Source organism: Microbacterium sp., from assembly GCF_051953575.1.
Classification (GTDB): domain Bacteria; phylum Actinomycetota; class Actinomycetes; order Actinomycetales; family Microbacteriaceae; genus Microbacterium.
This window is the reverse complement of record NZ_JBQCIP010000061.1, coordinates 22,337-43,661: the sequence shown is the minus strand read 5'-3', so window position 1 is coordinate 43,661 and position 21,325 is coordinate 22,337. Positions and strand designations below refer to the sequence as shown.

Here is a 21,325-nt window from a genome sequence, read left to right as displayed (position 1 = left end):
ACCCCATGACCGAACCGATGAGAGAGAAAGCAGTCCCCGATGACGACCCTCACCCGACCCCGCAGGCGAGCCGCCGGCGCCATGCGCGCCGGGATCGCCGCCCTCGCCCTCATGTTGCTGGCCGCGCCGACCGCCGCGTTCGCCGAGGACGGTGACGACGACCCGAACCTCGATCAGACCCTCGACGCGAACCTCGCGGTCGTCCACGGCGAGCGGACGTTGGATGCCGGGCACGTCGACATGGGGCCGAAGTTCGTCGACGGCGAGTGGACGTTCCTCATCCACGATGACGTCGCCAAGGCCGACGCGAACGCGGCGAGCGTGTGGCGCTACCCCGACGAGACCGTCTTCCACGTCCTCGACCAGGCGCAGCTGTCCGTCCCGGATGATCCGGCCTACGCCTTCGTCGGCGCGGACCCCGGCGAGCCGGTGTGGGTCGTGCCGCAGACGCAGAACCCCGAGGTCGTGTGGCTGGGCTGGAACACGCAAGACCCGGAGGTGATGCAGACGATCGACCGCGGTGTCACCCTGTCGCTCACCGGCGCGCAGGGGCCGGGGGTCGTGACGACCTACCTCCAGTCGGGGTCGTTCGGGGAGCCGCAACTGCTGTGGGACTCCCGCCTGCCCGACGCGCAGCCGATATGGGTCGACGTGAACACGCACACGCACGCGAACTGGGTGTTCACCGAGCCTGGCATCTACCTGCTTCAGCTCGAGGCGACCGCTCACCTCGTGGACGGCTCGACCGTCTCCGACACGCAAGTCATCCGGTTCGCCGTCGGCACCGCGACCGCCCCGGCCGACGCGCTCGCCGCGAGCTGGGACGGCGCTGCCGCCCCGGCCCCCGGCGAGGGCGCGGATGCGGAGGACGTGACGCTGGACGAGCCGGCGACCGCCGCCCCGGAGCCGGCCGGCGACCCGCTCGTGCCCATCCTGATCGGCGCGATCGCCCTGGTCGCGGTCGCCCTGGTCGCCGGCGTGGTCGTCGTGATCGTGCGCGGCAACCGCGCTAAGCGGCGCGCGCTCGCCGCCCGCACCCAGGACAGCGACCTCGTCCTCGATCGGGTATCCGAGGACGCGCGATGACCGCGGCGCTCGTGATCGAGAACGTGTCCGTCGAGCTCGGCGGCCGGCTCGTCCTCACCGGCACGGACATGGCCGTCGACCGCGGCGAGCTCGTCGGACTGATCGGCCCGAACGGAGCCGGGAAGACGACCCTGCTGCGCACCGTCCTCGGAGTGCTCGCCCCGAGTACCGGCCGCGTGCTGGTCGAGGGCCGCGTCTCCAAGCCCGGCCGCACCCCGATCGGGTACGTCCCGCAGCGGCACGAGTTCGCCTGGGAGTTCCCAATCTCGGTCGCGAACGTCGTCATGACCGGCCTGACTGGGCGGCTCGGGATGTTCCGCCGGCCTGGCGTCGCTCAATGGGAGGCCGTCGCGGATGCGCTGGAGCGGGTGCGCATGACGGACCTCGCGGATCGCCCCGTGGGGCAGCTCTCCGGAGGTCAGCGCCAGCGGGTGCTCGTCGCCCGCGCGCTCGCCGCGCAGCCCGCGGTGCTGCTACTCGATGAGCCGTTCACCGGCCTGGACATGCCCACCCAGGAGCTACTGTCCGTGCTGTTCGCCGACCTCGCCCGCGAGGGCCGCGCCGTGCTGATGACGACCCACGACCTGCTGTCGGCGCTGGACGGCTGCGACCGGATCGCGCTGCTGAACCGCACGATCATCGCCACGGGCACACCCGCCCAGCTCGCCGCCGACCCCGCCTTGTGGATGACCACGTTCGGCGTCGGCGCCGACTCCGCCCTGCTGCGCATCCTGGCTGCCACATCTCCTGAACGGCGCGTGACTGCATGAACCCGATCGACTTCCTCACCGACCTGCTCAACCCCGACCTCGCGTTCCTCCCGAAGGCGCTCGCCGTCGCGGTCATGTCCTCCCTCGTCTGCGGCGTCGTCGGCACCTTCGTCGTGCTGCGCGGCATGGCCTTCATCGGCGATGCCGTCGCCCACGCCGTCTTCCCCGGTCTGGCGGTCGCGTTCGTCGTCGGCGGCAACCTCGTGATCGGCGGCACCATCGCCGGCATCCTCACCGCCGTTCTCGTCGCGGTGTTCTCGCAGAACCGCAGGCTGAAGGAGGACTCCATCATCGGGGTCTTTTTCGTCGCCGCGTTCGCCCTCGGCATCGTCGTCATCTCCCAAGCCCCCGGCTACGCCGGCTCCTTGCAGCAATTCCTGTTCGGCTCGATCACAGGCATCCCCGACTCCGATCTCTACGTCGTCGGTGGGACCGGGGTGCTCGTACTCGCGGTGATCTTCGCCCTGCACAAGGAGTTCGTCACCATCTCTCTCGACCGGGAGTCCGCGCGCGCGATGGGCGTGAAGGTGTTCTGGCTCGACCTCGTGCTCTACGTCCTGGTCACCCTCGCCGTCGTCATCAGCGTGCAGACCATCGGCAACATCCTCGTGCTCGCGCTGCTCATCACGCCGGCGGCGACCGCCCGGCTGCTGACCGACCGGCTCGGGATCATGATGCTGCTCGCCCCGATCATCGGCGGCGTCTCGGCCCTCGTCGGCCTCTACATCTCCTGGTCGTGGGACTTCCCGACCGGCGGCACGATCGTCCTCGTCCTGACCGCTGCGTTCCTGCTCGCCTGGTTCTTCGCCCCCCGGCAGGGCCTCATCGCGAAGACCTGGCGGCGGCGCACCCGCGACCGCGCCGTCGAGGCGGCCCCTCCTGCCGCCGAGCCCGAGCCCGAACCCGAGCCCGACCTCGAACCTGTGAACACCGGAGCCCTCTGATGACCGACCCGACCCCCGCATCCCGCCGACGCGACTCCTTCGACGCGATAATCGAGACTCCCGTCACCGACAGCCCGGTCGAGTCAGCGCGGCCGTCCGCGTGGCGGCGGTGGGCCCTGCCGGCCGCGACGATCGTCCTAGCGGTGCTCGGTGTCGGCGCGCTCGCGGCGGCGGCGCTCACCCCGCCGCCCGCCGACGCGACCACGACGGCGGCGACGTCCACCCCGACCCCGACGCCGAGCCGGACCCCGATCCGCGTGCAGCCCACCCCCGCCCAGGCCACCCTCGGCACCCTCGCGGCCGCTGATCGGCCCGTGGCCGAACGCGCCCACCCCGCCTGGGTCACGCGGATCGCGAAGGCCGGGAACATCCCCGAGCGGGCGCTGGCCGCCTACGCCGGTGCCGCCCTCGCCGCCAACGAGACGCACCCCGGTTGCGGCATCGGCTGGAACACCCTCGCCGCGATCGGCTTCGTCGAGTCCGAGCATGGCAGCATGACCGGTGCGACCCTCCGCCCCGACGGCACCGTTGCTCCGGCGATCATCGGCATCCCGCTGGATGGGAACGGGACGAACCCCGTTCCCGACACCGACCAGGGGCGTATCGACGGTGACGCCGTCTGGGACCGCGCAGTCGGCCCCATGCAGTTCATCCCTTCCACGTGGGAAGCGGTCGGCCAGGACGGAAACCGGGACGGCAAGACCGACATCAATCAGATCGACGACGCGGCCCTGGCTGCCGCGATCCACCTGTGTGACGTCGGCGGCGACCTGACCGTCTCGGCGAACTGGATCGCCGCGATCGGTGCCTACAACCCCTCCGTCGAGTACAACAACCGCGTCGCGGATGCGGCGAGTCACTTCGCGACCCTCCGGTGAGCGCATCCACCGCGCCGTGTTCGGGCACGCTAAGATCGTCCACGTCCTCGAGGGTGCCGCGCAGGTCGATACCGCCACCGGCATCCACGAGCTGACGCCGGGCTCCGCGATGACCCTCGGGGCCGGCATGTGGTGCTCAGTACGCCCGGCACCGACTGTGCGGCTCTGGACGCTGTACTTCGACGAGTCCTTCCTCCGCGCTCACATGCGATGGGTGCTCGCCGACACGACGCGCGTCCGTCCGGGCGTGCATCCCGACGCCTGGACGTCGTGTACGGCGCTCTGCGCGGCGACACGCCCCGCGTGATACTCGCCGCGAGTGAGCATTCCTGCTCCGTAGTCTCGGGCGAGATCCTCCATCCGCTCGCGCGCGGCCATGATCCGTCCCATTGCCTCCGCGACCGCACCGCCTGTCTCTGGAGTGTCGGCCGGGAGCGTGGTGACGGCAAGACGGGCGATCACCGCTTCCCTGACAACAGCCTCCAGGCCAGAAGCGCTGACCGACAGACCGCCGCGTTCGGGGTGGCCTGGCACAGGCATGCAGCGGTAAAAGCGGCGCCTGGCGTCCGAAGGGCCAGGGAGCGTGCATCCGTTCGAGCTCTACTACGACATCGACAAGCCCGGGGCGCCGGAGGAGATCTCCTCGAAGCTGCCGAGCAACAGCTCTCGTCGCCGGGGTCTCGGTGTGCGACGGATCGACCACTTCAACGTGCAGACCTCGAGGGAGACGATCAACCAGGCCGAGGGCTGGGTGCGTGAGAACCTCGGGTTCCGTCGCCGGGAGTACGCGCTGCACCGGGATGACACGACGGTGCTGGCCTCGTGGATGTCGGTGACGCCCCAGGTGCACGACCTGGCGATGGTCGCGAACTCGTTCGGCAAGACCGTTTCCCGGCCGATGCGCCGCATCTGTTCGAGGCGATCACACCGCAGGCGACGCTCTTCGTGTGCACGACGATCCCGCAGCTGTCGATGGACGGACGCGGCAACACCTTCTGAACGGCTCGGCTCAGATGTCGAACCGCGCCACGAGCTTGCCCAGCACGTCGCCGGCGAGGAGCCGCCGGAAGCCCTCGGGCACCGCCTCGAAGGAGATCTCCTCGTGGCGCGGACGGACGCCCGTGACCGCCAGCATCCGCAGCAGCGCCCCGAATTCCACGCGCGTGCACCCCGTCGATCCGACGATGCTCAGCTGCTGGTAGAACACGCGGTGCAGCTCGGCCGGGGGCATGCCGCCGCTGGTGGCGCCGGCGACCACGATCGTGCCGCCGGGTCGCGCCGAGCGCAGCGAGTGCGCCCAGGTCGCCTCGCCGACGGTCTCGACGACCACGTCGGCCCGTTCGGGCAGGCGCGCACCCGGCTCGAACACCTCGTGCGCGCCGCACTCCCGCGCGAAGCGCCGCTTGGCCTCGGTGCGGGCGGTGGCGAACACGCGGGCGCCGGCCGCCGCGGCGAGGGCGATCGCGGCGCTGGCCACACCGCCGCTCCCGCCCTGCACGAGCACGACGTCGCCCGGCTGCACGTGCGCGCGGGTGAACAGCATCCGGTACGCGGTGCCCCACGCGACGCCGAGACAGGCCGCCTCCGAGAAGGTGAGGCCCTCGGGCTTGGGGACGACCATCGCGTCGGGCACGACGATGTATTCGGCGAGGGCACCGTCGATGGTCTCCGACAGCAGCGCGCGCCCGGGGTCGAGCGTCTGGTCGCCGCGGCCGCGTGCCGCATCGCCCATGACGGGGTGGATGACCACGTCGCGGCCGTCGTCGGTCACGCCGGCGGCGTCGCAGCCGAGCACGATCGGGATGCGGTCGGCCGGATGCCCGACGCCTCGCAGCGTCCAGGTGTCGTGCGGATTGAGCGCCGCCGCCGCCACGCGCACCCGCGTCCATCCGGTCGGCGGCTCGGGCGTCGGCCACTGCATGAGCCGGAGCCCGTCGAGGGGGGAGTCGGGATGCTGGGACAGAGCCACCGCTGCGCGCATGAGCCGATCATGACGCCACCGCCCGCAGGCGTGCCGACGGCCGTTCCAGTCCGCGGCACACCAGGTCGCTCCGCCTCGCCTGCTCGCCGACGATGGACCGGTGAACACTGACATGCCTGCACCGCACGACGACGTGCACGCCCTCGCCGAGGCGCTGCATCGTGCCGAGGAGGACCGGCGACCCATCCCCCCGCTGTCGCTCACGAGCCCGGGTCTGACGATCGAGTCGGCCTATCGCATCCAGCGGCACAACGTCGAGCTGAGGCTCGCGGCCGGGGAACGGCAGGTCGGCCACAAGGTCGGGCTGACCTCGCGCGCGATGCAGCAGCAGCTCGGGGTGGATCAGCCCGACTTCGGCGTGCTGACTGACCGGATGCAGATCGCGAACGGCGGGACGTTCGATCCGCGTACGCTGATCGCCCCGCGGATCGAGCCGGAGTTCGCGTTCCGCATCGGCGCGGACCTGCCGCCCGCACCCGATCTCGCGCAGCTGCGCGCCGCGATCGACGGCGTGGCCGTGGCGCTCGAGATCATCGACTCGCGCATCGCGGACTGGAAGATCGCACTCGTCGACACCGTGGCCGACAACGCCTCGAGCGCGCGCGTCGTGTGGGGTGAGTTCGCACCGGCGGACGAAGGGATGCTGACGGCCTTGCCCGGGCGCGAGATCACGCTGCGGCAGGACGGCGCCGTCGCCGCCACCGGAGCGGGCTCGGCCGTGCTCGGCGATCCGCTGGTGTCGCTGCACTGGCTCGCCACCGCGATCGGCGCGTTCGGCGAGCGCTTCCGGGCGGGCGACCGGGTGCTGGCGGGAGCGGTGTGCGCGGCGGTGCCGCTGACCGCGGACAGCGAGTGGCAGACCGCCGCGCCGGGACTGGCGCCCGTGCGATTCACCGCCGCGCGAGACTGAGGAGGACGACATGGCCGCCACCCGGCTTCCGAGCACGCACGAGGGCTCTCGCCCGACCTCGACCGGCGACATCCGCCGGCCCGCCGGCTGGCAGGCGGACATCGACGTGTCTGGGCTCGTGGACACCCGCAATGGCATCGTCGACCGGGCGGTGTTCACAGACCGCCGCCTCTACGAGCAGGAGCAGGCGCGCGTCTTCGCCACGAGCTGGCTCTTCCTGGGGCACGTCGACCAGCTGCAGAAGGCGGGCGACTTCTTCACCACGTTCATGGGCGAGGACCCCGTCATCGTGACGCGCGACAAGGAGGGCGGCATCCGTGCGTTCCTGAACTCGTGCCGGCACCGCGGCGCACGCGTGCTGCGCGCCGACTACGGGAACGCGCGCGCCTTCACGTGCACCTATCACGGGTGGTCGTACGACCTGCAGGGGTGTCTGGTCAGCGTCCCCAACGAGGACGGCTACCCGGAGGATCAGTGGGACCGCTCGGCGTGGGGGCTCGTGGAGGTCGCGCGCCTGGACACCTTCCTCGGGCTCGTCTTCGCGACGTGGAACCCCGACGCCCCCGACCTCCGCGACCAGCTCGGCGACATGGCGTGGTACATGGAGGCCTTCCTCGGGCGGGACTCGGAGGGCACGACCGTCGTCGGCGGCATCACCAAGTGGGTCCTCAAGGGCAACTGGAAGCTCGCCGCGGAGCAGTTCGGCACCGACTGGTACCACGTCAACATGTCGCACGCGTCGGCGCTCATGGTGCTCTCGCCGACCGGTCGCGGACCCAAACCGGAGATCGCGGCCACGCCGGGCCGTCAGTACTCCGACGATCGCGGCAACGGCACCGGCTTCCCGACGCATCCGAAGAGCCGGTTCGACGCGCAGCCGGTGCACGCGTACTACGACTACGCCGCGCTCCGCGAGCGACTGGGCGACGCCCGGGTGGAGGGCCCGCTGACGACGGGGCACGCGACGGTGTTCCCGAACTTCTCGTACCTGCCGGTCAACGGCAGCATCCGGGTGTGGCACCCGAAGGGACCCGACGAGATGGAGGTGTGGGCGTGGACGGTGCTCGACAAGTCGATGCCGCCCGACGTGCGCACCGCGCAGCGGCTCTACAACCTGCGCACCTTCGGCCCCTCGGGCATCTTCGAGCAGGACGACGGCGAGAACTGGAGCGAGATCCAGGCGATCTCGCACGGCTGGCGCACCAACTCGGTGCCGCTGAACTACCAGATGGGGCTGGGCAGCGAGCGCGACGACGGGGTGCACCCGGGGTCGACCAGCACCCTGTACAGCGACAGCGCCGGACGGCGCTTCTACCAGAGGTGGGCCGAGCTGATGAACACGCCCGCCTGGCACGAGGAGGACTCGGATGACTGAGGGGATCGCGGTCGCCCAGTTGGGCGACGTGCCCGACGGTGAGGCGGTGAAGATCGCGGCGTCCGTCACCGGCACCGTCGACGACATCGCGCTGTTCAACGACGGCGGCGACTACTTCGCCCTCGACGACACCTGCAGCCACGAGAAGGCGTCGCTGTCGGAGGGATGGCTGGAGGACGGCGTCGTGGAATGCCCGCTGCACGCCGGCAAGTTCTGCGTCCGCGACGGCTCGGTGCTGTCGATGCCGGCCACGGTGCCCGTGGCGTGCCACCGCGTCGTGATCGACGGCGACGTGATCCGCGTGGTCCCCGACCCCGATCGCCTGGTGCCGTGACCGCCCGCGAGGCCGGACGGGTCGTCGTCGTCGGCGGCGGCGTCGCCGGATTAAGCGCGGCCCGGTCGCTGCGGACGCTCGGTCACGCCGGGCGTGTGACCCTCGTCGACCCGGAGCCCTGCGCCTACGACCGGCCGCCGCTGAGCAAGAAGCTGTTCGACCCGGACTTCGGGCTCGACACGGTCACACTCGCCGACGACGCGGCGCTCGAGCGGCTCGGCATCGCGTCGCGCTTCGGCCGGCGCGCCGTGGGCATCGACGCGGAGGCCGGCTCCGTCCTCCTCGACAGCGGGGAGACGCTCGCCGCCGACACTATCCTGCTCGCCACCGGCGGACGCGCCCGGATGCCCCGCATCCCGGGCATCGAATCAAGCGCCGTCCATGTGCTGCGCACCTTCGCCGACGCGCAGCGGCTGCGCGAGGCCGTGCGCCCGGAGTCCCGCGTCGTCGTGGTGGGCGCCGGGCTCATCGGGGCGGAGCTCGCCTCGAGCCTGCGCGGCCGCGGCAGCGCGGTCACCCTCGTCGACCCGGTGGAGACGCCCCTCGTCCCGGCGGTGGGGGAGGCGATGGCCGCGGCCCTGCACGCCATGCACGAGCCGCGCGGCGTCGTCGTCGTCCAGGGACTCGTGGAGCGCATCGAGGGCGAGCAGGGCGGGGCTGCCGTGGTGCTGGTGGACGGGCGCCGCATCGAGGGCGACGTCGTGGTCGTCGGCATCGGGATCGAGCCGCGCGACGACCTAGCCCGCGCAGCCGGCCTCGAGGTCGGCGGCGGCATCGCCGTCGACGAGGAGTACCAGACGTCGGCGGCGAACGTCTTCGCCGCCGGCGACGTGGCGCTGCGCGCCGTCGCCGGTGGCGCCGCGCGCCGCGAGGAGCACTGGGAAGCCGCACAGCTGAGCGGCGAGCACGCGGCGTACGCCATGCTGGGCCTACCCGTACCCGAACGCGGCGCCGCATGGTTCTGGTCGGACCGGCACGGCGTCCATCTGGAGGCGGTGGGGCGCATGACCGGCCCGGGCACGGTGGTGCTGCGCGCCTCGAGCGGGCGCCTCGCGGTGTTCCTCGTCGACGACGGCAGGCTCGTCGGGGCGGCGGCGCTCGATGAGCCCATGACGGTGCGCGCGGCGCGGCGCCTGATCGACCAGCGGGTCCCGGTCGCGGCATCCGACCTCGCCGACCCCGCTGTCACGCTCCGTTCGCTTCTGCGGGCCGGGGCATGACCGCCCCGCTGTCGTGCCATGGCGTGCCGAGCCATGCCGTGCCGTGCCGTGCCGTGGCTCGGAACGGCCGATGGACCCCGTCGGGTCCGGGCAGGTGGGATGGATCCATGTCCGACACGCATCTGAACCCCCAGACGCTCAACGGCGCGACATCGTCCGCACCGGCCGCCGTGGCCGACCTCCCGCCCGGGGAGCTCGCAGACCCGCAGACGCACTTCGAGGTCGGGCAGTTCTACTTCCTCGAGGCGGAGCTGCTCGACGACGGCCGGTTCGCCGACTGGCTGGAGATGCTGGCGGAAGACCTCCAGTACTGGGCTCCGATCCGCAGCAACCGGCTGCGCCGGCAGCAGGCGCTGTCGATCGCCGCCCGGGGCGAGTCGGCGTTCTACGACGAGACGAAGGAGTCGCTCGCCTGGCGGATTCGCCGCTACGACTCCGGGATGGCGTGGGCCGAGGACCCGCCCAGCCGCACCCGGCACCTGGTCTCCAACGTGACCGTGCGCGAGCGGTCCGACGGGCTGCTGTCGGCGCGCAGCGCCTTCCTGGTTTATCGCAACCGCCTGCACACCGAGGTCGACGTCTACGCCGGCGGGCGCACCGATGTGCTCCGGCGGAGCGGGATCCACGGCTACGAGGTGGTCCATCGCACGATTCTGCTCGAGCAGAACGTGCTGCTGATGAAGAACATCAGCACCTTCTTCTGAACGCGATCGACGGGAATAGCGCATGACCGAGCACCTCACACGGCAGATCGAGACCACCCTCGGGGACGTCTCGGTGACGACCGTCGGCGACGGCGAACCGCTCGTGCTCCTGCACGGCGGCGGGCCGGGCGCGAGCGCGCTGGCGAACTACCGCGACAACCTCGCGGCGTTCGACGGCTATCGGCTGATTCTGCCCGATCAGCCGGGGTTCGGAGCGAGCTACCGGCCGGACGAGGCGGCCCTCGAAGAGCGGTCGATCACCGAGATCACCGCGGATGCGCTGTTCCAGACGCTCGCCGCCCTCGACGTCGAGCGGTTCTCGCTGCTGGGTAACTCCCTCGGCGGCGCCGCCGCGCTGGCGATGGCCATCGCACAGCCCGAGCGCGTCGCCCGGCTCGTCCTGATGGCGCCCGGGGGAGGGTGGGTGCCCCTCGGGCCGACCCCGACGGAGGGGCAGAAGGAGATGTTCCGCTACTACAACGGCGAGGGGCCCACCGTCGCCAAGATGAAGAGCTTCGTGCGCACCATGGTCGCCGATGCGCGGCAGTTCGACGAGGCGAGCATCCGTCAGCGCTACGAGGCATCCCTCGATCCTTCGCACGTCGAGTTCTACCACCGCTACAACGCCGCCTTCGCGCGTCGTGGCGGGATGGATGCGCTCTGGAAGGACCTCGACCGGATCACGGCGCGCACGCTGCTGGTGTGGGGACGCGATGACCGCACCATCACCCTCGACGGCGCCTGGCTCATGCTGAAGCAGATCCGTGACGTGCAGCTGCACGTGTTCGGAGGCTGCGGGCACTGGGTGCAGGTGGAGAAGAAAGACGAGTTCGAGCAGCTCGTCCGCGGCTTCCTCGACGCATGACCGGCTGGCTGGAGCACGACGTCGCCCTGGTGACGGGCGCGGGCTCGGGCATCGGCAGGGCCGTCGCGCTGCGCTTCCTCCGCGAGGGCGCGGCGGGCGTGGTGGTGTTCGATCGCGACGCGGAGCGGCTGCGCGCGACCGTCGAGGGGGCGGGGGAGCACCGGGAGCGCGTGCTCCCGGTCGCCGGCGACGTTCGCAGCCCGGCGGATCTCGAGGCGGCGGTCGCGGCGACCGTGGCGCGGTTCGGCAAGCTCGACATCGTGGTGCCCAACGCGGGCCTGTGGGACTTCCAGCGCTCCGTGACCGCCACGCCGCCGGCGCAGCTGGCGGCGATGAGCGAGGAGATCTTCGCGGTCAACGTCACCGGATACCTCCTCACCGTCGCGGCCTCGTGGCGCGAGCTGGTGTCGTCGCGCGGCAACGTCGTGATGACGCTCTCCAACGCCTCGTTCCACGTCGCCGGCGGCGGTCCGGTGTACACCGCGGCGAAGCACGCCGCGCGGGGGCTTGTCGCCCAGCTCGCCTACGAGCTGGCGCCCCGCGTGCGGGTCAACGGCGTCGCGATCGGCGGGCTCCGCACCGACCTGCGCGGACCCGAGGCTGGCGGGCTGGCCGACCGCACCATCGCGGACTCGTTCGCGCGACGGGAGGCGTCCGGCGCCGCCGGGGCGAACATGTGGATCCCGCTGCACGACGCCAGCACCGATCCCGACGACTCCACCGGGCCGTACGTACTGCTGGCCTCCGCGCGCAACGCCGGGGTCGTCACGGGCGCGATCGTCAACGCGGACGGCGGCATCGGCGTGCGCGGGTTCGCCACCGCGGCGGGAGGCGACGCGCTGTGAGCGCGCAGCCCGCCCCCCGGCATCCGTCGCCCGACGACGCCCCCCGCGCCGCGATCCGCGTGCGCCGGGCGCGCGACGGCGACCTCGTCGACGCCTACCCCGCGGGCAGCCACGACCAGGAGCTGCTCGTGACGGGCGAGGCCTCCGCCGCACAGCTGGCGGCGGCCGCCGAGAGCGCCCTCGCCGTCGATCCCCGCTGCCGCCGCGTCATCCTCGCCGTGACCGAGGGGGATCTCGACGAGATCTCCCGGGCCGAGGACGCCGGGTTTCGATACGTCGTCGACGTCGAGATCCGCGCCGGCGGGCGCTCGCTGCTGGTGCGCGAGCCCGGCTGGGTCCTCGCGCAGCCCCACGTCCTCGACGACATCCCGCTGAAGGAGTAGTCCATGCACAAGACGAAGGTCGCCATCATCGGGTCCGGCAACATCGGCACCGATCTCATGTTCAAGGTGATGAGGCTGTCGGACCGGCTCGAGATGGCGGTGCTGGTGGGCATCGACCCCGACTCCGACGGTCTCGCCCGGGCCGCGCGCCTCGGCATCGAGACCACGCACGACGGGGTGGAGGGGCTCGTCGCGAGCCCCCAGTTCGACGACATCGACATCGTCTTCGACGCGACCAGCGCCGGCGCGCACCGGGTGAACGCCGAACGGCTGCGGCCGCTGGGAAAGCGGCTGGTCGACCTGACGCCTGCGGCGATCGGGCCGTACGTGGTCCCCTCCGTCAACCTCGACGCGCACGCCGGCGAAGACGACATCAACATGGTCACGTGCGGCGGGCAGGCCACGATCCCGATCGTCGCCGCCATCGCACGGGTCGCACCCGTCCACTACGCCGAGATCGTGGCATCCATCGCCTCGCGTTCGGCCGGCCCCGGCACCCGGGCCAACATCGACGAGTTCACCGAGACCACGGCGGCGGCCATCGAACAGGTCGGAGGCGCGGCGCGCGGGAAGGCGATCATCGTGCTGAACCCCGCGGAGCCGCCGATGATCATGCGCGACACCGTGCAGGTCGTCACCTCGCGACTGGATGCCGCCACCCGCGCACGCGTCGAAGAGGCGGTCGCCGCCCAGGTGGCGGAGGTCGCGGGCTTCGTGCCGGGTTACCGGCTCAAGCAGGACGTGCAGTTCCTCGACCAGGGCGGAGAGCTCGACGCGCTCCTTCCCGCGGAACGGGTCGACGCCGGCGGCTACACACGGGTGACCGTGTTCCTCGAGGTGGCCGGCGCCGCGATGTACCTGCCCGACTACGCCGGCAACCTCGACATCATGACCAGCGCGGCGCTCCGTGCCGCCGAGAGACTGGTCGCGCTGCACCCCGCGAAGGAGCACACGCCATGACCCGCGTCTACCTGCAGGACGTCACCCTGCGCGACGGCATGCACGCCATCCGTCATCGGATCCCGCCCGCCGCCGCCGCCGAGATCGCGGGCCGACTCGACGACGCGGGGGTGGATGCGATCGAGATCGCCCATGGCGACGGGCTGGCGGGCAGCTCCCTCACCTACGGCGTCGGGTCCCACTCCGACGCCGCGTGGATCGAAGCGGTCGCGGCGCGCGTGCAGCGAGCGGTGCTGACCACGCTGCTGCTTCCCGGCATCGGGACCTTGCGCGATCTGCGGAGGGCGTTCGAGCTCGGCATCACCTCGGTGCGCATCGCGACGCACTGCACCGAGGCGGACGTCGCGGCGCAGCACATCTCCGCTGCGCGCGAGTGGGGGATGGATGTCTCGGGCTTCCTCATGATGTCGCATCTGAGCGATGCCGCCTCGCTCGCGAAGCAGGCGAAGCTCATGGAGTCCTACGGCGCCCGCTGCGTCTACGTGACGGACTCGGCGGGACGCCTCACCATGAGCGGCGTCGCCGACCGCGTGCGCGCCTACCGGGACGTCCTCGACGAGAGCACCGAGATCGGCATCCACGCGCATCAGAACCTCAGCCTCGCCGTCGCCAACTCGGTCGTGGCTGTGGAGGGCGGCGCGCGTCGCGTCGATGCGTCGCTCGCCGGGCACGGTGCGGGAGCCGGCAACACGCCGATCGAGGCGTTCGTCGCCGTCGCGCGCCTGCAGGGCTGGGAGACGGGCGCGGATCTCTTCGCGCTGCAGGATGCCGCGGACGACCTCGTGCGCCCGCTGCACGACAGGCCGGTCCAGGTCGACCGCGAGACCCTGTCGCTCGGCTACGCCGGCGCCTACTCGAGCTTCCTGCGCCACGCCGAGACCGCTGCCGCGCACTACGGCCTCGATGCGCGCGACATCCTCGTGGAGGTCGGCGCGCGCGGACTCATCGGCGGGCAGGAGGACATGATCGCGGATGTCGCGCTCGACCTCTCCGCGCGCGGTCGCTGAAGTCCCGTTCCTGGCCGACGCCCGCAAGGACGTCGGCCAGGAACCGCGCTCACCGTGCCTCGGCCAGAGTGCGGGAGGTCTGAAGCGCCCTGCTTGCGGCGTAGCAGAGCCGGCGGAGCTCGACCGCGTACTTGGTCGGATCCGCACCCGCTGGGCAGGAGACAGAGAAGGCGGCAACCGGTCGTCCGCGCGGCCCCATGACCGGACCCGCGATGCAATGGAGGTCTTCGAGGAGCTCGCCCCGATCGACCGCGACCCCCCGCTCGCGGACAGTCTCGAGCTCGCGCGCGAGGAGCTCAGGGTCGACGATGGTCCTCGCAGTCCATTGCGAGAGCGGTCCGGCCAGGGTTGCATCCATCGCGCCGGCGTCGTGGGCGAGCAGCACCTTGCCGACTGCTGTGCAGTAGGCCGGGATGCGGCCACCGATCCGACTCGGCGAGCGCACCGATCGATGGCCGTGGAGCTTGTTGAGATACACGACGTCGGTGCCGTGCAGCGCCGCGAGGTGCACGGTCTGATGCGTTGCCTGGTAGAGGTCCGCGAGGTATGGCGTGAGCAGGTCACGCAGCGCGTCGTGGATCGGGGAGTCCACTCGAGCGCCGATCTCTGCAAAGACAGGCCCGAGGCGGTAGGCCGTCCCGGCCCGCTCGACGGCCCGATTACGCTCGAGCATTCCGAGGATCCGATGGGCTGTCGACTTGCTCATCCCCGAACGTCGGGCCAGTTCGCTGACTCCGACACCGGTCTGGGTCTGCGCTCGGAATGCGACTAGGAGGCTAAGGGCCTTGTCGACCGATGCCCGGTCATCGCGCGTTCGAGTTGCCGCGTCCATGGGGCCCCCCTAGGTTTGGCGCGGAGCGGCATTCGGGTCCACATCCACGTCGATGTTTGTCGGATGTGTAAATGTATCCGAACGCGACGAGTTTTAGGTAGTTTCAAATGGCGGATCGTCACTTTTAGTGGACGCGCGAGGCTGCACTCGTCCCGAGCGTGCGTCAGTCCTACGACGTCAGACTCGTGCGCGATGCGGAAGTGTTGGGGGTGGAAGCGAGGCTCAGTGCGTTCCCATCACATGCGCGCCAAGCGGCTGGGGAAGCGGCCGGTGGGCGCCAGCGGCGGCCTGGTCAACACCGGCTGCACCGGCAGCGACCAGTAGCCCGACAGCCGTCACCGCGAGAAGCCATGGCCCGCGGAGTGGGGCGCTCACGGTGCGCCCCAACCGAACCGGTGGGTGCGAATCGCGTAGTAGGTGAACGTCTCCGCCCGCGATACGCCGGGAATCGCCCGGATCTGCTGGTTGATCAACGCGAACAGCGACTCCTGGTCGGTTGCGATTACCTCGACAAGCAGGTCGTATCGGCCGGCGGCGAGCACGACGTAGATCACGCTCTCGATGTCGTTGAGCGCTGAAGCCACGGATTCGACGTCTCCGTCGGCGACGATGCCGATCATGGCCATGCTTTGATAACCCAGCCGGAGCGGATCAGTGACGCCGACGACCTGCAGGATGCCACGGTTCTGCAGTCGCATCACACGCTTGCGTGCGCCGCCTGCGCTGAGACCGACAAGGTCGCCCAGTTCTGCGTTACCAAGCCGCCCGTCTTGTTGGAGTGCGGCGCCGCCCTGTCGACCCGGAGGGGTCGGCAGGGCGGCGTTCTCGGTGTGTCAGCGAGCGTGCGTGTCGCTCAGGATCTCCAGGCACGTGACGGCCGCGGCGGCCGACCAGGCCTGGGGGCGGCACGCGGCCGGGTAGGGCGTCGGCGACGGCGTCTGGGTGGACGCGTCGCCCGCGTGCAGCTCGGGAACGCGGTACGAGAAGCCCTCCGCGGCCGCGAGGAGACCCTCGACGACGACGCGGGCGGGTTCCCGCAGGCCGGCCTTCGCCATGCCGCGCGCGCAGATCGCGGTGTCGTGGGTCCAGACGCTGCCGCCGTGGTACGACAGCGGCCAGTAGCCGGCGGCATCCGCCGACATGGTGCGGATGCCGAACCCGCTGGCCATCGACGCGCCCACGAGGAGCTCCGCGACGCGGGCCTCGTCCTCGGCGTCGAGCAGTCCCGTGCCGAGGAGGTGGCCGATGTTGCTGGTCAGGGTGTCGACAGGCCGCTTGTCGCGGTCCAGCGCGACGGCGGGGTAGCGCCCCTCGGGCGTGGTGATCCAGAACGTCGCGGCGAAGCGCTCGCGGAGCGCCGCCCCCCACTCGCGCAGTTCAGCGGGAGCGGGAGCATCGCCGCCGAGCGGCTCGGACGCGAACGCCTCGAGCAGATCGGCACCTGCCAGCGCCGCCTCGTACGCGTACGCCTGCACCTCGCACAGCGCGATCGGCCCCGTCGCCAGGGTGCCGTCGCGCCACTGGATCGAGTCGCCCGAGTCCTTCCAGCCCTGGTTGGCAAGGCCACGGCCGGTGCGGTCGATGTAGTCGAGGAACCCGTCGCCGTCGCTGTCGCCGACGTCGAGGATCCAGCGCAGCGCACGCACGAGGGCCGGAAGGAGCTCCCGCACCTCGGCTTCGGGCATCCCGCCCCGCCAGGCGTCGCCGAGCAGGCACACCCACAGCGCCGTCGAGTCGACGCTGCCGTAGTACAGCGGCGGCAGCGAGATCCCCTCGCCGGGGATCTCGAGCGTCGTGGAACGCAGCTCATGGAGGATCTTGCCGGGCTCCTGCGCCGTCTCCGCGTCGTCGACGGTGCCCTGCAGGCGCGCGAGCACGCGGAGGGTGGATGCCGCGACCCGCGTGTCGACCGACAGCGCGAGGCGAGCCGCCCAGATCGAGTCGCGCCCGAACAGCGTGAAGAACCAGGGGGCGCCGGCGGCGTAGAACTCGTCCTCCGGGTGATCGGGCAGGGCCAGCCGCAGCGCGTCGAGGTCGCCAAGCGCGGTCTCGAGCCAGCGGGCGAGGCGCGGGTCGGTCGGGCGGATGCCGTCCGCCAGCGCGCGGGCGTCCCACGGCGCGGCCGTCGCGGCCTGGCGCACGACGAGAGTGTCGTCGAGCGCGATCTCCCACGTCACGCTCGTGGTCGACGCGGGCTCGACGACGACCGGCCACGTGGCCACGAGCGCACCCGAGTCATCGACGACGAGCTCCGCGCCGGGAGCGCGCAGCACGAACGACTGGGCGCCGCTCGAGACCGTCGTGGCGCCGTCCGCCGTCTCGACACGGACGTCGCGCGTGTCGGCGATTCCCGACTTGACGTCGTGCAGCGAGGCGAAATCGGGCTGCAGGCGCAATGTCAGCGAGGTCTCCACCGGCGTGGGAAGGCGCGAGGCCACCGTGAGTGTCTCGCTGACGACGCCGCTCTCGACCCGGCGGTCGCGGATCACGCGCACCTTGGGGTCGGGGAGGTGGTCGTCGACGCCGCGCAGCAGGCCCCCGAACACGACGCGCGCGGGCCCGTCGGGTGCCGTCGAGATCCACTCGATCGGGGACTGCGCACAAGACAGCTCGATCGCGCGGATGTGGCGGACGTCACCGTGATACACCCCGTCTATCGCAGCTGCTCCCGCATCGCCGCTGCGGCTCGACCACCACTGGGTCGGCGCTCGGAACGCGATGACGGCGTCGTTCAGCAGTGGCTGCAACGGCGGGGCGCCGGTTGCGTCGTTGTTCATTCCTTGACGGCTCCTTCACTGGTGTTCATGATTCGCCGCTGGAACACGAAGAACATCACGGCGACGGGGATCGTCATGATGAGTGCGGCGGCGAGCTTGAGGGGGTACTGGGTGCCCTGGCTGAGCTGCCCGGAGGCGAGCGAGGCCACACCCTTGGTCAGGGTCGTGAGCTCCGGCGACTGGGTCGCCACGATGAAGTGCGACAGCTCGTTCCACGATCCCTGGAACGACAGGATGATGATCGTCACCAGGGCGGGGCGGGCCATGGGCAGCACGACCGACCAGAACAGGCGGAACGTGCCTGCCCCGTCGATGCGCGCCTGCTCCTCGACCGAGGCCGGGATGGACTCGAAGAAGTTCTTCATGATGAACACGCCCGCCGCGTCCACGAGGAGCGGCAGGATCATGCCCGCGTACGAGTCGTACAGACCGAGCTGGTTGATGACGAGGAACTTCGGGATGAGGAGCACGACGGCCGGCACCGCCATTACCGCGACCACGGCGGCGTACACGACGCCGCGTCCGCGGAAGTTCAGTCGCGCCAGCGCGTAGCCGGCGAGCGAGCAGAAGAACACGCGGCCGAGCGTGACGCAGACGGTCACCACGGCGGAGTTGGCGAACCACACCGGGAAGTCGCTGCGCAGGAACAGGCGTTCGTAGGCGGCGACCGACCAGGTCTGCGGGATCAGCGAGACGGGATCGACGGCGGCCTCGGCATCCGTCTTGAACGAGGTCGCCACCTGCACCAGGAACGGATAGATGTACACCAGGGCGAGCGCGATAAGCAGCGCGTAGAGCACGACCTGCCATGCCCTCGTACGTGTGTGCCATCCGCGACGCCTGCGCGTCTGCCGGGGCTTCGGGTGCTCCTGCGCGAGCACGCGGCTCTCTTTGAGAGTGGTGCCGGTCATCGCGTCGCCTCCTTCTCGGGCGCGGCGGGCGAGGGATGCCTCGTCACGACCTGGTACTGGCGGATGCGGCGCTTCGAGACCGGTCGGTCACGCAGCACCCAGCGCTGGAAGGTGGCGAACACGATGACGATGGCGAACAGGATGAAGGCGATCGCCGCGCCCCGTCCCCAGTCCTGGTCGAGGAATGCGGACGAGTACGACAGGTACGCCGGGGTCATCGTGGTCTTCGCGGGGCCGCCCTGGGTGCCGGTGTAGATCTGGTCGAAGACCTGCCAGCAGCCGATGAGTCCGAGGGTGAGGACGGTGAACAGCGTCGGGCGCAGCTGGGGGAGGGTGATCCTCCAGAAGCGCTGCCATCCGTTCGCGCCGTCCATCATCGCGGCCTCCTGAACCTCGCCGCTGAGGTTCTGCAGGGCGGCGATGAACAACAGCATGAACGTGCCGCTCGTCGTGAACACGGCCATCAGGATGAAGGCGCTCATCGCCACGGACGGGCCCGAGAGCCAGTCCCACCAGGAGAGGCCGAGGAAGTCGTTCTCGGTCAGGAAGGCGGGGCCGGTCGTGATGCCGACCGAGGCGAGGGCGTTGTGGATGATGCCGCTGGGGTTCTGGAACCAGTTCGGCCCGTTCAGACCCAGCCACGAGAGGATCTCGTTCACGACGCCGGTCGCCGAGAACAGGAATAGCCACAGCACTGTGATCGCGACCGAGCTGGTGACGGAGGGGAAGTAGAAAGCGGTGCGGAAGAGGCCGCGGCCCTTCAGGATCGCGCGATTGACGAGCACCGCGAGGAACAGCGCGAGTGCCGTCTGCAACGGCACGACGAGCAGCACGTACCAGGCGTTGTTGCGCAGCGCCGTGCCGAAGTCCCGGGTGGGCAGGCCGCCGTCGACGGTGATGGCGGCGTAGTTCTCCAGCCCGACGAACTGCACGTTCGGCGACAGCGGGCTGCCGCGCCCCGACCAATCGGAGAAGCTGACCCACAGCGCCATCAGCACGGGGATGAGCAGGAAGACGCCCAGGATGATCAGGACGGGCAGGGTGAATATCCACCCCGCGAGCGCCTCCCCGCGCCGGAGGCCCTGCTGGGGCCTCCGGACGCGGGGCGACGCCGACGTGGCCGCGGTCATGGGCTAGCCCACGACCGCTTCGAGGTTGCCCTGCACGGTGTCGAGGATCTGCTGCGGGTCGCCGGTCTTCAGGCCCTCGAGCTGGGCGTTGAAGTCCGAGATGACCGCGGTGACGCCGTCGTTGGTGGGCACGCCCTGCGCGTAGTCGGCGCCGGCGAGGAACGCGGACAGCTCCGGGTTCGCGGCCGTCCAGTCGTCGGCGGCGGACTCGACGGACGGCATCGGGCCGAACGCCTCCGAGAACGCCAGCTGCTGCTCGGCGCTGGTCAGGTACTCGACGAGGTCGAGTGCGGCCTTCTGGTTGGGGCTGTCGGCGGCCATGCCCCAGCAGTTCGTGAACTGCATAGTGCCCTTGCCCTCGGGGCCCGCGGGCAGCTCGGCGACGGTGTAGTCGACCTCGGGGAAGTCGTTCGTCATCGCGCCGGTGATCCAGTTGCCTTCGATCGTCATCGCCGACAGCTGCTTGCCGAGCGCTTCGCCGCCCCAGCCCGCACCGAGGTCGGACGCGTACGCGAAGGTGCCCGCAGCCAGCTGCTCCTGCACGAAGGTGAGCGCCTCGACGTTCTCGGCGCTGTCGGCCACCGCTTCGGTGCCGTTCTCACTGACGAGCTTGCCGCCCGCCTGCGCCATGAACGCGCCGATGCGCTGGTACTCCGGCCCGAACGACAGGCCGGTCACGCCGTCCTTCGTGAGCGTGGCCGCGACGGTCGCGAGCTCGTCCCACGTGGTCGGGATGTCGGCATCGGTCAGGCCCGCGGCATCCCACAGTCCCTTGTTGATGATGAGCTGCAGCGTCGAGAAGTCCTTGGGTGCGCAGTAGAATTCGTCGTCGTAGGTGAAGTTCTGCACGAGCGACGGGTAGAAGTCGTCCTTGTTCTCGAGCTGGTCGCCGTAGGCCTTGAGGGAGCCGTTGCCGGCGTAGCCCGCCAGCGCCTCGGTGGCGAGGTAGAACAGGTCGGCTGGGGTGCCGGCCGCGAATCCCTGGGACAGCTGCTGCGGCAGGTCGTTGGCCACCTGCACCTTCGCGTCGACGCCGGATTCGGCCGACCAGGCGGCGACGGCGTCCTCGACGGCGGCGGTCTCGGCTTCGCCCGACGACCCGATGAGGATCGTGAGCGCGTCGTCGCTGGAGGTGAACTCGCCCGAGGCGGTGTCGTCGCCTCCGCTGAACCCCGAGCCGCAGGCGGTCAGGCCGAGCGTGGCGGTGACGAGCATTGCGCCGCCGCCAAGCAGAGCGCGAGTGGTGTGCCGTGTCATTTGACTCTTCCCCTTCGATGAGTTGTGACGAGATCGACGCGGGTGCGTCGGCTTCGATCGTAATTTGAACGATCAAAGAGCGTCATCAAGTCACCATAGAAAACCCCCAGCGAGGCTGTCAACCGGTTCGTCGTGGCCATAGGATAACGATTTGAA

General features: G+C 70.7%; 23 protein-coding genes. 16 read left to right on the top strand and 7 right to left on the bottom strand.

The genetic code is table 11. From position 1 onward, the window contains the following. Positions 1 to 39 precede the first annotated feature (39 nt). The 6 genes from ACTHNQ_RS04610 (at position 40) to ACTHNQ_RS04585 (ending at position 4,677) form a co-directional block, all read left to right on the top strand. Positions 40 to 1,086, top strand: coding sequence for a choice-of-anchor M domain-containing protein (locus ACTHNQ_RS04610; protein WP_440331503.1), 1,047 nt, complete (start codon positions 40 to 42; stop codon positions 1,084 to 1,086). Beyond that, the gene (locus ACTHNQ_RS04605; RefSeq protein WP_440331501.1) at positions 1,083 to 1,856 is read left to right on the top strand and encodes an anchored repeat-type ABC transporter ATP-binding subunit; all 774 of its coding nucleotides are present in this window, start codon (positions 1,083 to 1,085) and stop codon (positions 1,854 to 1,856) included. The genes ACTHNQ_RS04610 and ACTHNQ_RS04605 overlap by 4 nt, the downstream gene beginning before the upstream one ends. Beyond that, positions 1,853 to 2,800, top strand: coding sequence for an anchored repeat-type ABC transporter permease subunit (locus tag ACTHNQ_RS04600; protein WP_440331499.1), 948 nt, complete (start codon positions 1,853 to 1,855; stop codon positions 2,798 to 2,800). The genes ACTHNQ_RS04605 and ACTHNQ_RS04600 overlap by 4 nt, the downstream gene beginning before the upstream one ends. Continuing rightward, a complete protein-coding gene (locus ACTHNQ_RS04595) occupies positions 2,800 to 3,678 on the top strand; it encodes a lytic murein transglycosylase (protein ID WP_440331497.1) in 879 nt (292 codons plus the stop codon). The genes ACTHNQ_RS04600 and ACTHNQ_RS04595 overlap by 1 nt, the downstream gene beginning before the upstream one ends. A gap of 16 nt (positions 3,679 to 3,694) precedes the next feature. Further along, entirely contained in the window at positions 3,695 to 3,985 is a 291-nt protein-coding gene (locus ACTHNQ_RS04590) for an AraC family ligand binding domain-containing protein (protein ID WP_440331495.1), read from the top strand. 515 nt (positions 3,986 to 4,500) lie between these two features. After that, complete coding sequence (locus tag ACTHNQ_RS04585; protein ID WP_440331493.1) at positions 4,501 to 4,677, top strand: hypothetical protein; 177 nt, start codon at positions 4,501 to 4,503, stop codon at positions 4,675 to 4,677. 10 nt (positions 4,678 to 4,687) lie between these two features. On the opposite strand, the gene ACTHNQ_RS04580 is transcribed toward ACTHNQ_RS04585, so the two are convergent. Then, a complete protein-coding gene (locus tag ACTHNQ_RS04580) occupies positions 4,688 to 5,659 on the bottom strand; it encodes a zinc-binding dehydrogenase (RefSeq protein WP_440331491.1) in 972 nt (323 codons plus the stop codon). A gap of 100 nt (positions 5,660 to 5,759) precedes the next feature. Here ACTHNQ_RS04580 and ACTHNQ_RS04575 point away from each other — a divergent pair, with 100 nt between their 5' ends. The 10 genes from ACTHNQ_RS04575 to dmpG all read left to right on the top strand — a co-directional run bounded on the left by ACTHNQ_RS04575 (position 5,760) and on the right by dmpG (position 14,262). Beyond that, positions 5,760 to 6,569, top strand: coding sequence for a 2-keto-4-pentenoate hydratase (locus ACTHNQ_RS04575; protein ID WP_440331490.1), 810 nt, complete (start codon positions 5,760 to 5,762; stop codon positions 6,567 to 6,569). 10 nt (positions 6,570 to 6,579) lie between these two features. Beyond that, the gene (locus tag ACTHNQ_RS04570; protein ID WP_440331488.1) at positions 6,580 to 7,944 is read left to right on the top strand and encodes an aromatic ring-hydroxylating oxygenase subunit alpha; all 1,365 of its coding nucleotides are present in this window, start codon (positions 6,580 to 6,582) and stop codon (positions 7,942 to 7,944) included. Next, complete coding sequence (locus tag ACTHNQ_RS04565) at positions 7,937 to 8,278, top strand: bifunctional 3-phenylpropionate/cinnamic acid dioxygenase ferredoxin subunit (protein WP_440331486.1); 342 nt, start codon at positions 7,937 to 7,939, stop codon at positions 8,276 to 8,278. The genes ACTHNQ_RS04570 and ACTHNQ_RS04565 overlap by 8 nt, the downstream gene beginning before the upstream one ends. Then, positions 8,275 to 9,498, top strand: a complete 1,224-nt coding sequence (locus ACTHNQ_RS04560; RefSeq protein ID WP_440331485.1) for an NAD(P)/FAD-dependent oxidoreductase — start codon at positions 8,275 to 8,277, stop codon at positions 9,496 to 9,498. The genes ACTHNQ_RS04565 and ACTHNQ_RS04560 overlap by 4 nt, the downstream gene beginning before the upstream one ends. A 107-nt stretch (positions 9,499 to 9,605) precedes the next feature. After that, the gene (locus ACTHNQ_RS04555) at positions 9,606 to 10,202 is read left to right on the top strand and encodes an aromatic-ring-hydroxylating dioxygenase subunit beta (RefSeq protein ID WP_440331483.1); all 597 of its coding nucleotides are present in this window, start codon (positions 9,606 to 9,608) and stop codon (positions 10,200 to 10,202) included. A gap of 22 nt (positions 10,203 to 10,224) precedes the next feature. After that, complete coding sequence (locus tag ACTHNQ_RS04550; protein ID WP_440331481.1) at positions 10,225 to 11,067, top strand: alpha/beta fold hydrolase; 843 nt, start codon at positions 10,225 to 10,227, stop codon at positions 11,065 to 11,067. Then, positions 11,064 to 11,912, top strand: coding sequence for an SDR family NAD(P)-dependent oxidoreductase (locus ACTHNQ_RS04545; RefSeq protein WP_440331479.1), 849 nt, complete (start codon positions 11,064 to 11,066; stop codon positions 11,910 to 11,912). The genes ACTHNQ_RS04550 and ACTHNQ_RS04545 overlap by 4 nt, the downstream gene beginning before the upstream one ends. Further along, positions 11,909 to 12,295: a hypothetical protein gene (locus tag ACTHNQ_RS04540; protein ID WP_440331477.1), complete on the top strand. Its 387-nt coding sequence runs from the start codon at positions 11,909 to 11,911 to the stop codon at positions 12,293 to 12,295. The genes ACTHNQ_RS04545 and ACTHNQ_RS04540 overlap by 4 nt, the downstream gene beginning before the upstream one ends. 3 nt (positions 12,296 to 12,298) lie before the next feature. After that, entirely contained in the window at positions 12,299 to 13,255 is a 957-nt protein-coding gene (locus ACTHNQ_RS04535) for an acetaldehyde dehydrogenase (acetylating) (protein WP_440331475.1), read from the top strand. Then, on the top strand, positions 13,252 to 14,262 hold the full coding sequence (gene dmpG / locus ACTHNQ_RS04530; protein ID WP_440331474.1) for a 4-hydroxy-2-oxovalerate aldolase: 1,011 nt from the start codon (positions 13,252 to 13,254) through the stop codon (positions 14,260 to 14,262). The genes ACTHNQ_RS04535 and dmpG overlap by 4 nt, the downstream gene beginning before the upstream one ends. 49 nt (positions 14,263 to 14,311) lie before the next feature. Here the strand turns inward: dmpG and ACTHNQ_RS04525 are convergent, their stop codons facing one another. From ACTHNQ_RS04525 to ACTHNQ_RS04500, 6 genes are all read right to left on the bottom strand, one after another. Further along, positions 14,312 to 15,094 (bottom strand): IclR family transcriptional regulator, encoded by a 783-nt coding sequence (locus tag ACTHNQ_RS04525; protein ID WP_440331473.1) that lies wholly within the window; start codon positions 15,092 to 15,094, stop codon positions 14,312 to 14,314. A gap of 371 nt (positions 15,095 to 15,465) precedes the next feature. After that, a complete protein-coding gene (locus ACTHNQ_RS04520; protein WP_440331538.1) occupies positions 15,466 to 15,909 on the bottom strand; it encodes an Lrp/AsnC family transcriptional regulator in 444 nt (147 codons plus the stop codon). Between the two features lie 18 nt (positions 15,910 to 15,927). Beyond that, positions 15,928 to 17,871, bottom strand: coding sequence for a glycogen debranching N-terminal domain-containing protein (locus ACTHNQ_RS04515; RefSeq protein WP_440331471.1), 1,944 nt, complete (start codon positions 17,869 to 17,871; stop codon positions 15,928 to 15,930). After that, on the bottom strand, positions 17,868 to 18,782 hold the full coding sequence (locus tag ACTHNQ_RS04510) for a carbohydrate ABC transporter permease (RefSeq protein ID WP_440331469.1): 915 nt from the start codon (positions 18,780 to 18,782) through the stop codon (positions 17,868 to 17,870). The genes ACTHNQ_RS04515 and ACTHNQ_RS04510 overlap by 4 nt, the downstream gene beginning before the upstream one ends. Next, positions 18,779 to 19,912, bottom strand: coding sequence for a carbohydrate ABC transporter permease (locus ACTHNQ_RS04505; protein ID WP_440331467.1), 1,134 nt, complete (start codon positions 19,910 to 19,912; stop codon positions 18,779 to 18,781). The genes ACTHNQ_RS04510 and ACTHNQ_RS04505 overlap by 4 nt, the downstream gene beginning before the upstream one ends. A 3-nt stretch (positions 19,913 to 19,915) precedes the next feature. Then, entirely contained in the window at positions 19,916 to 21,169 is a 1,254-nt protein-coding gene (locus ACTHNQ_RS04500; protein WP_440331465.1) for a sugar ABC transporter substrate-binding protein, read from the bottom strand. Positions 21,170 to 21,325: the final 156 nt, after the last annotated feature.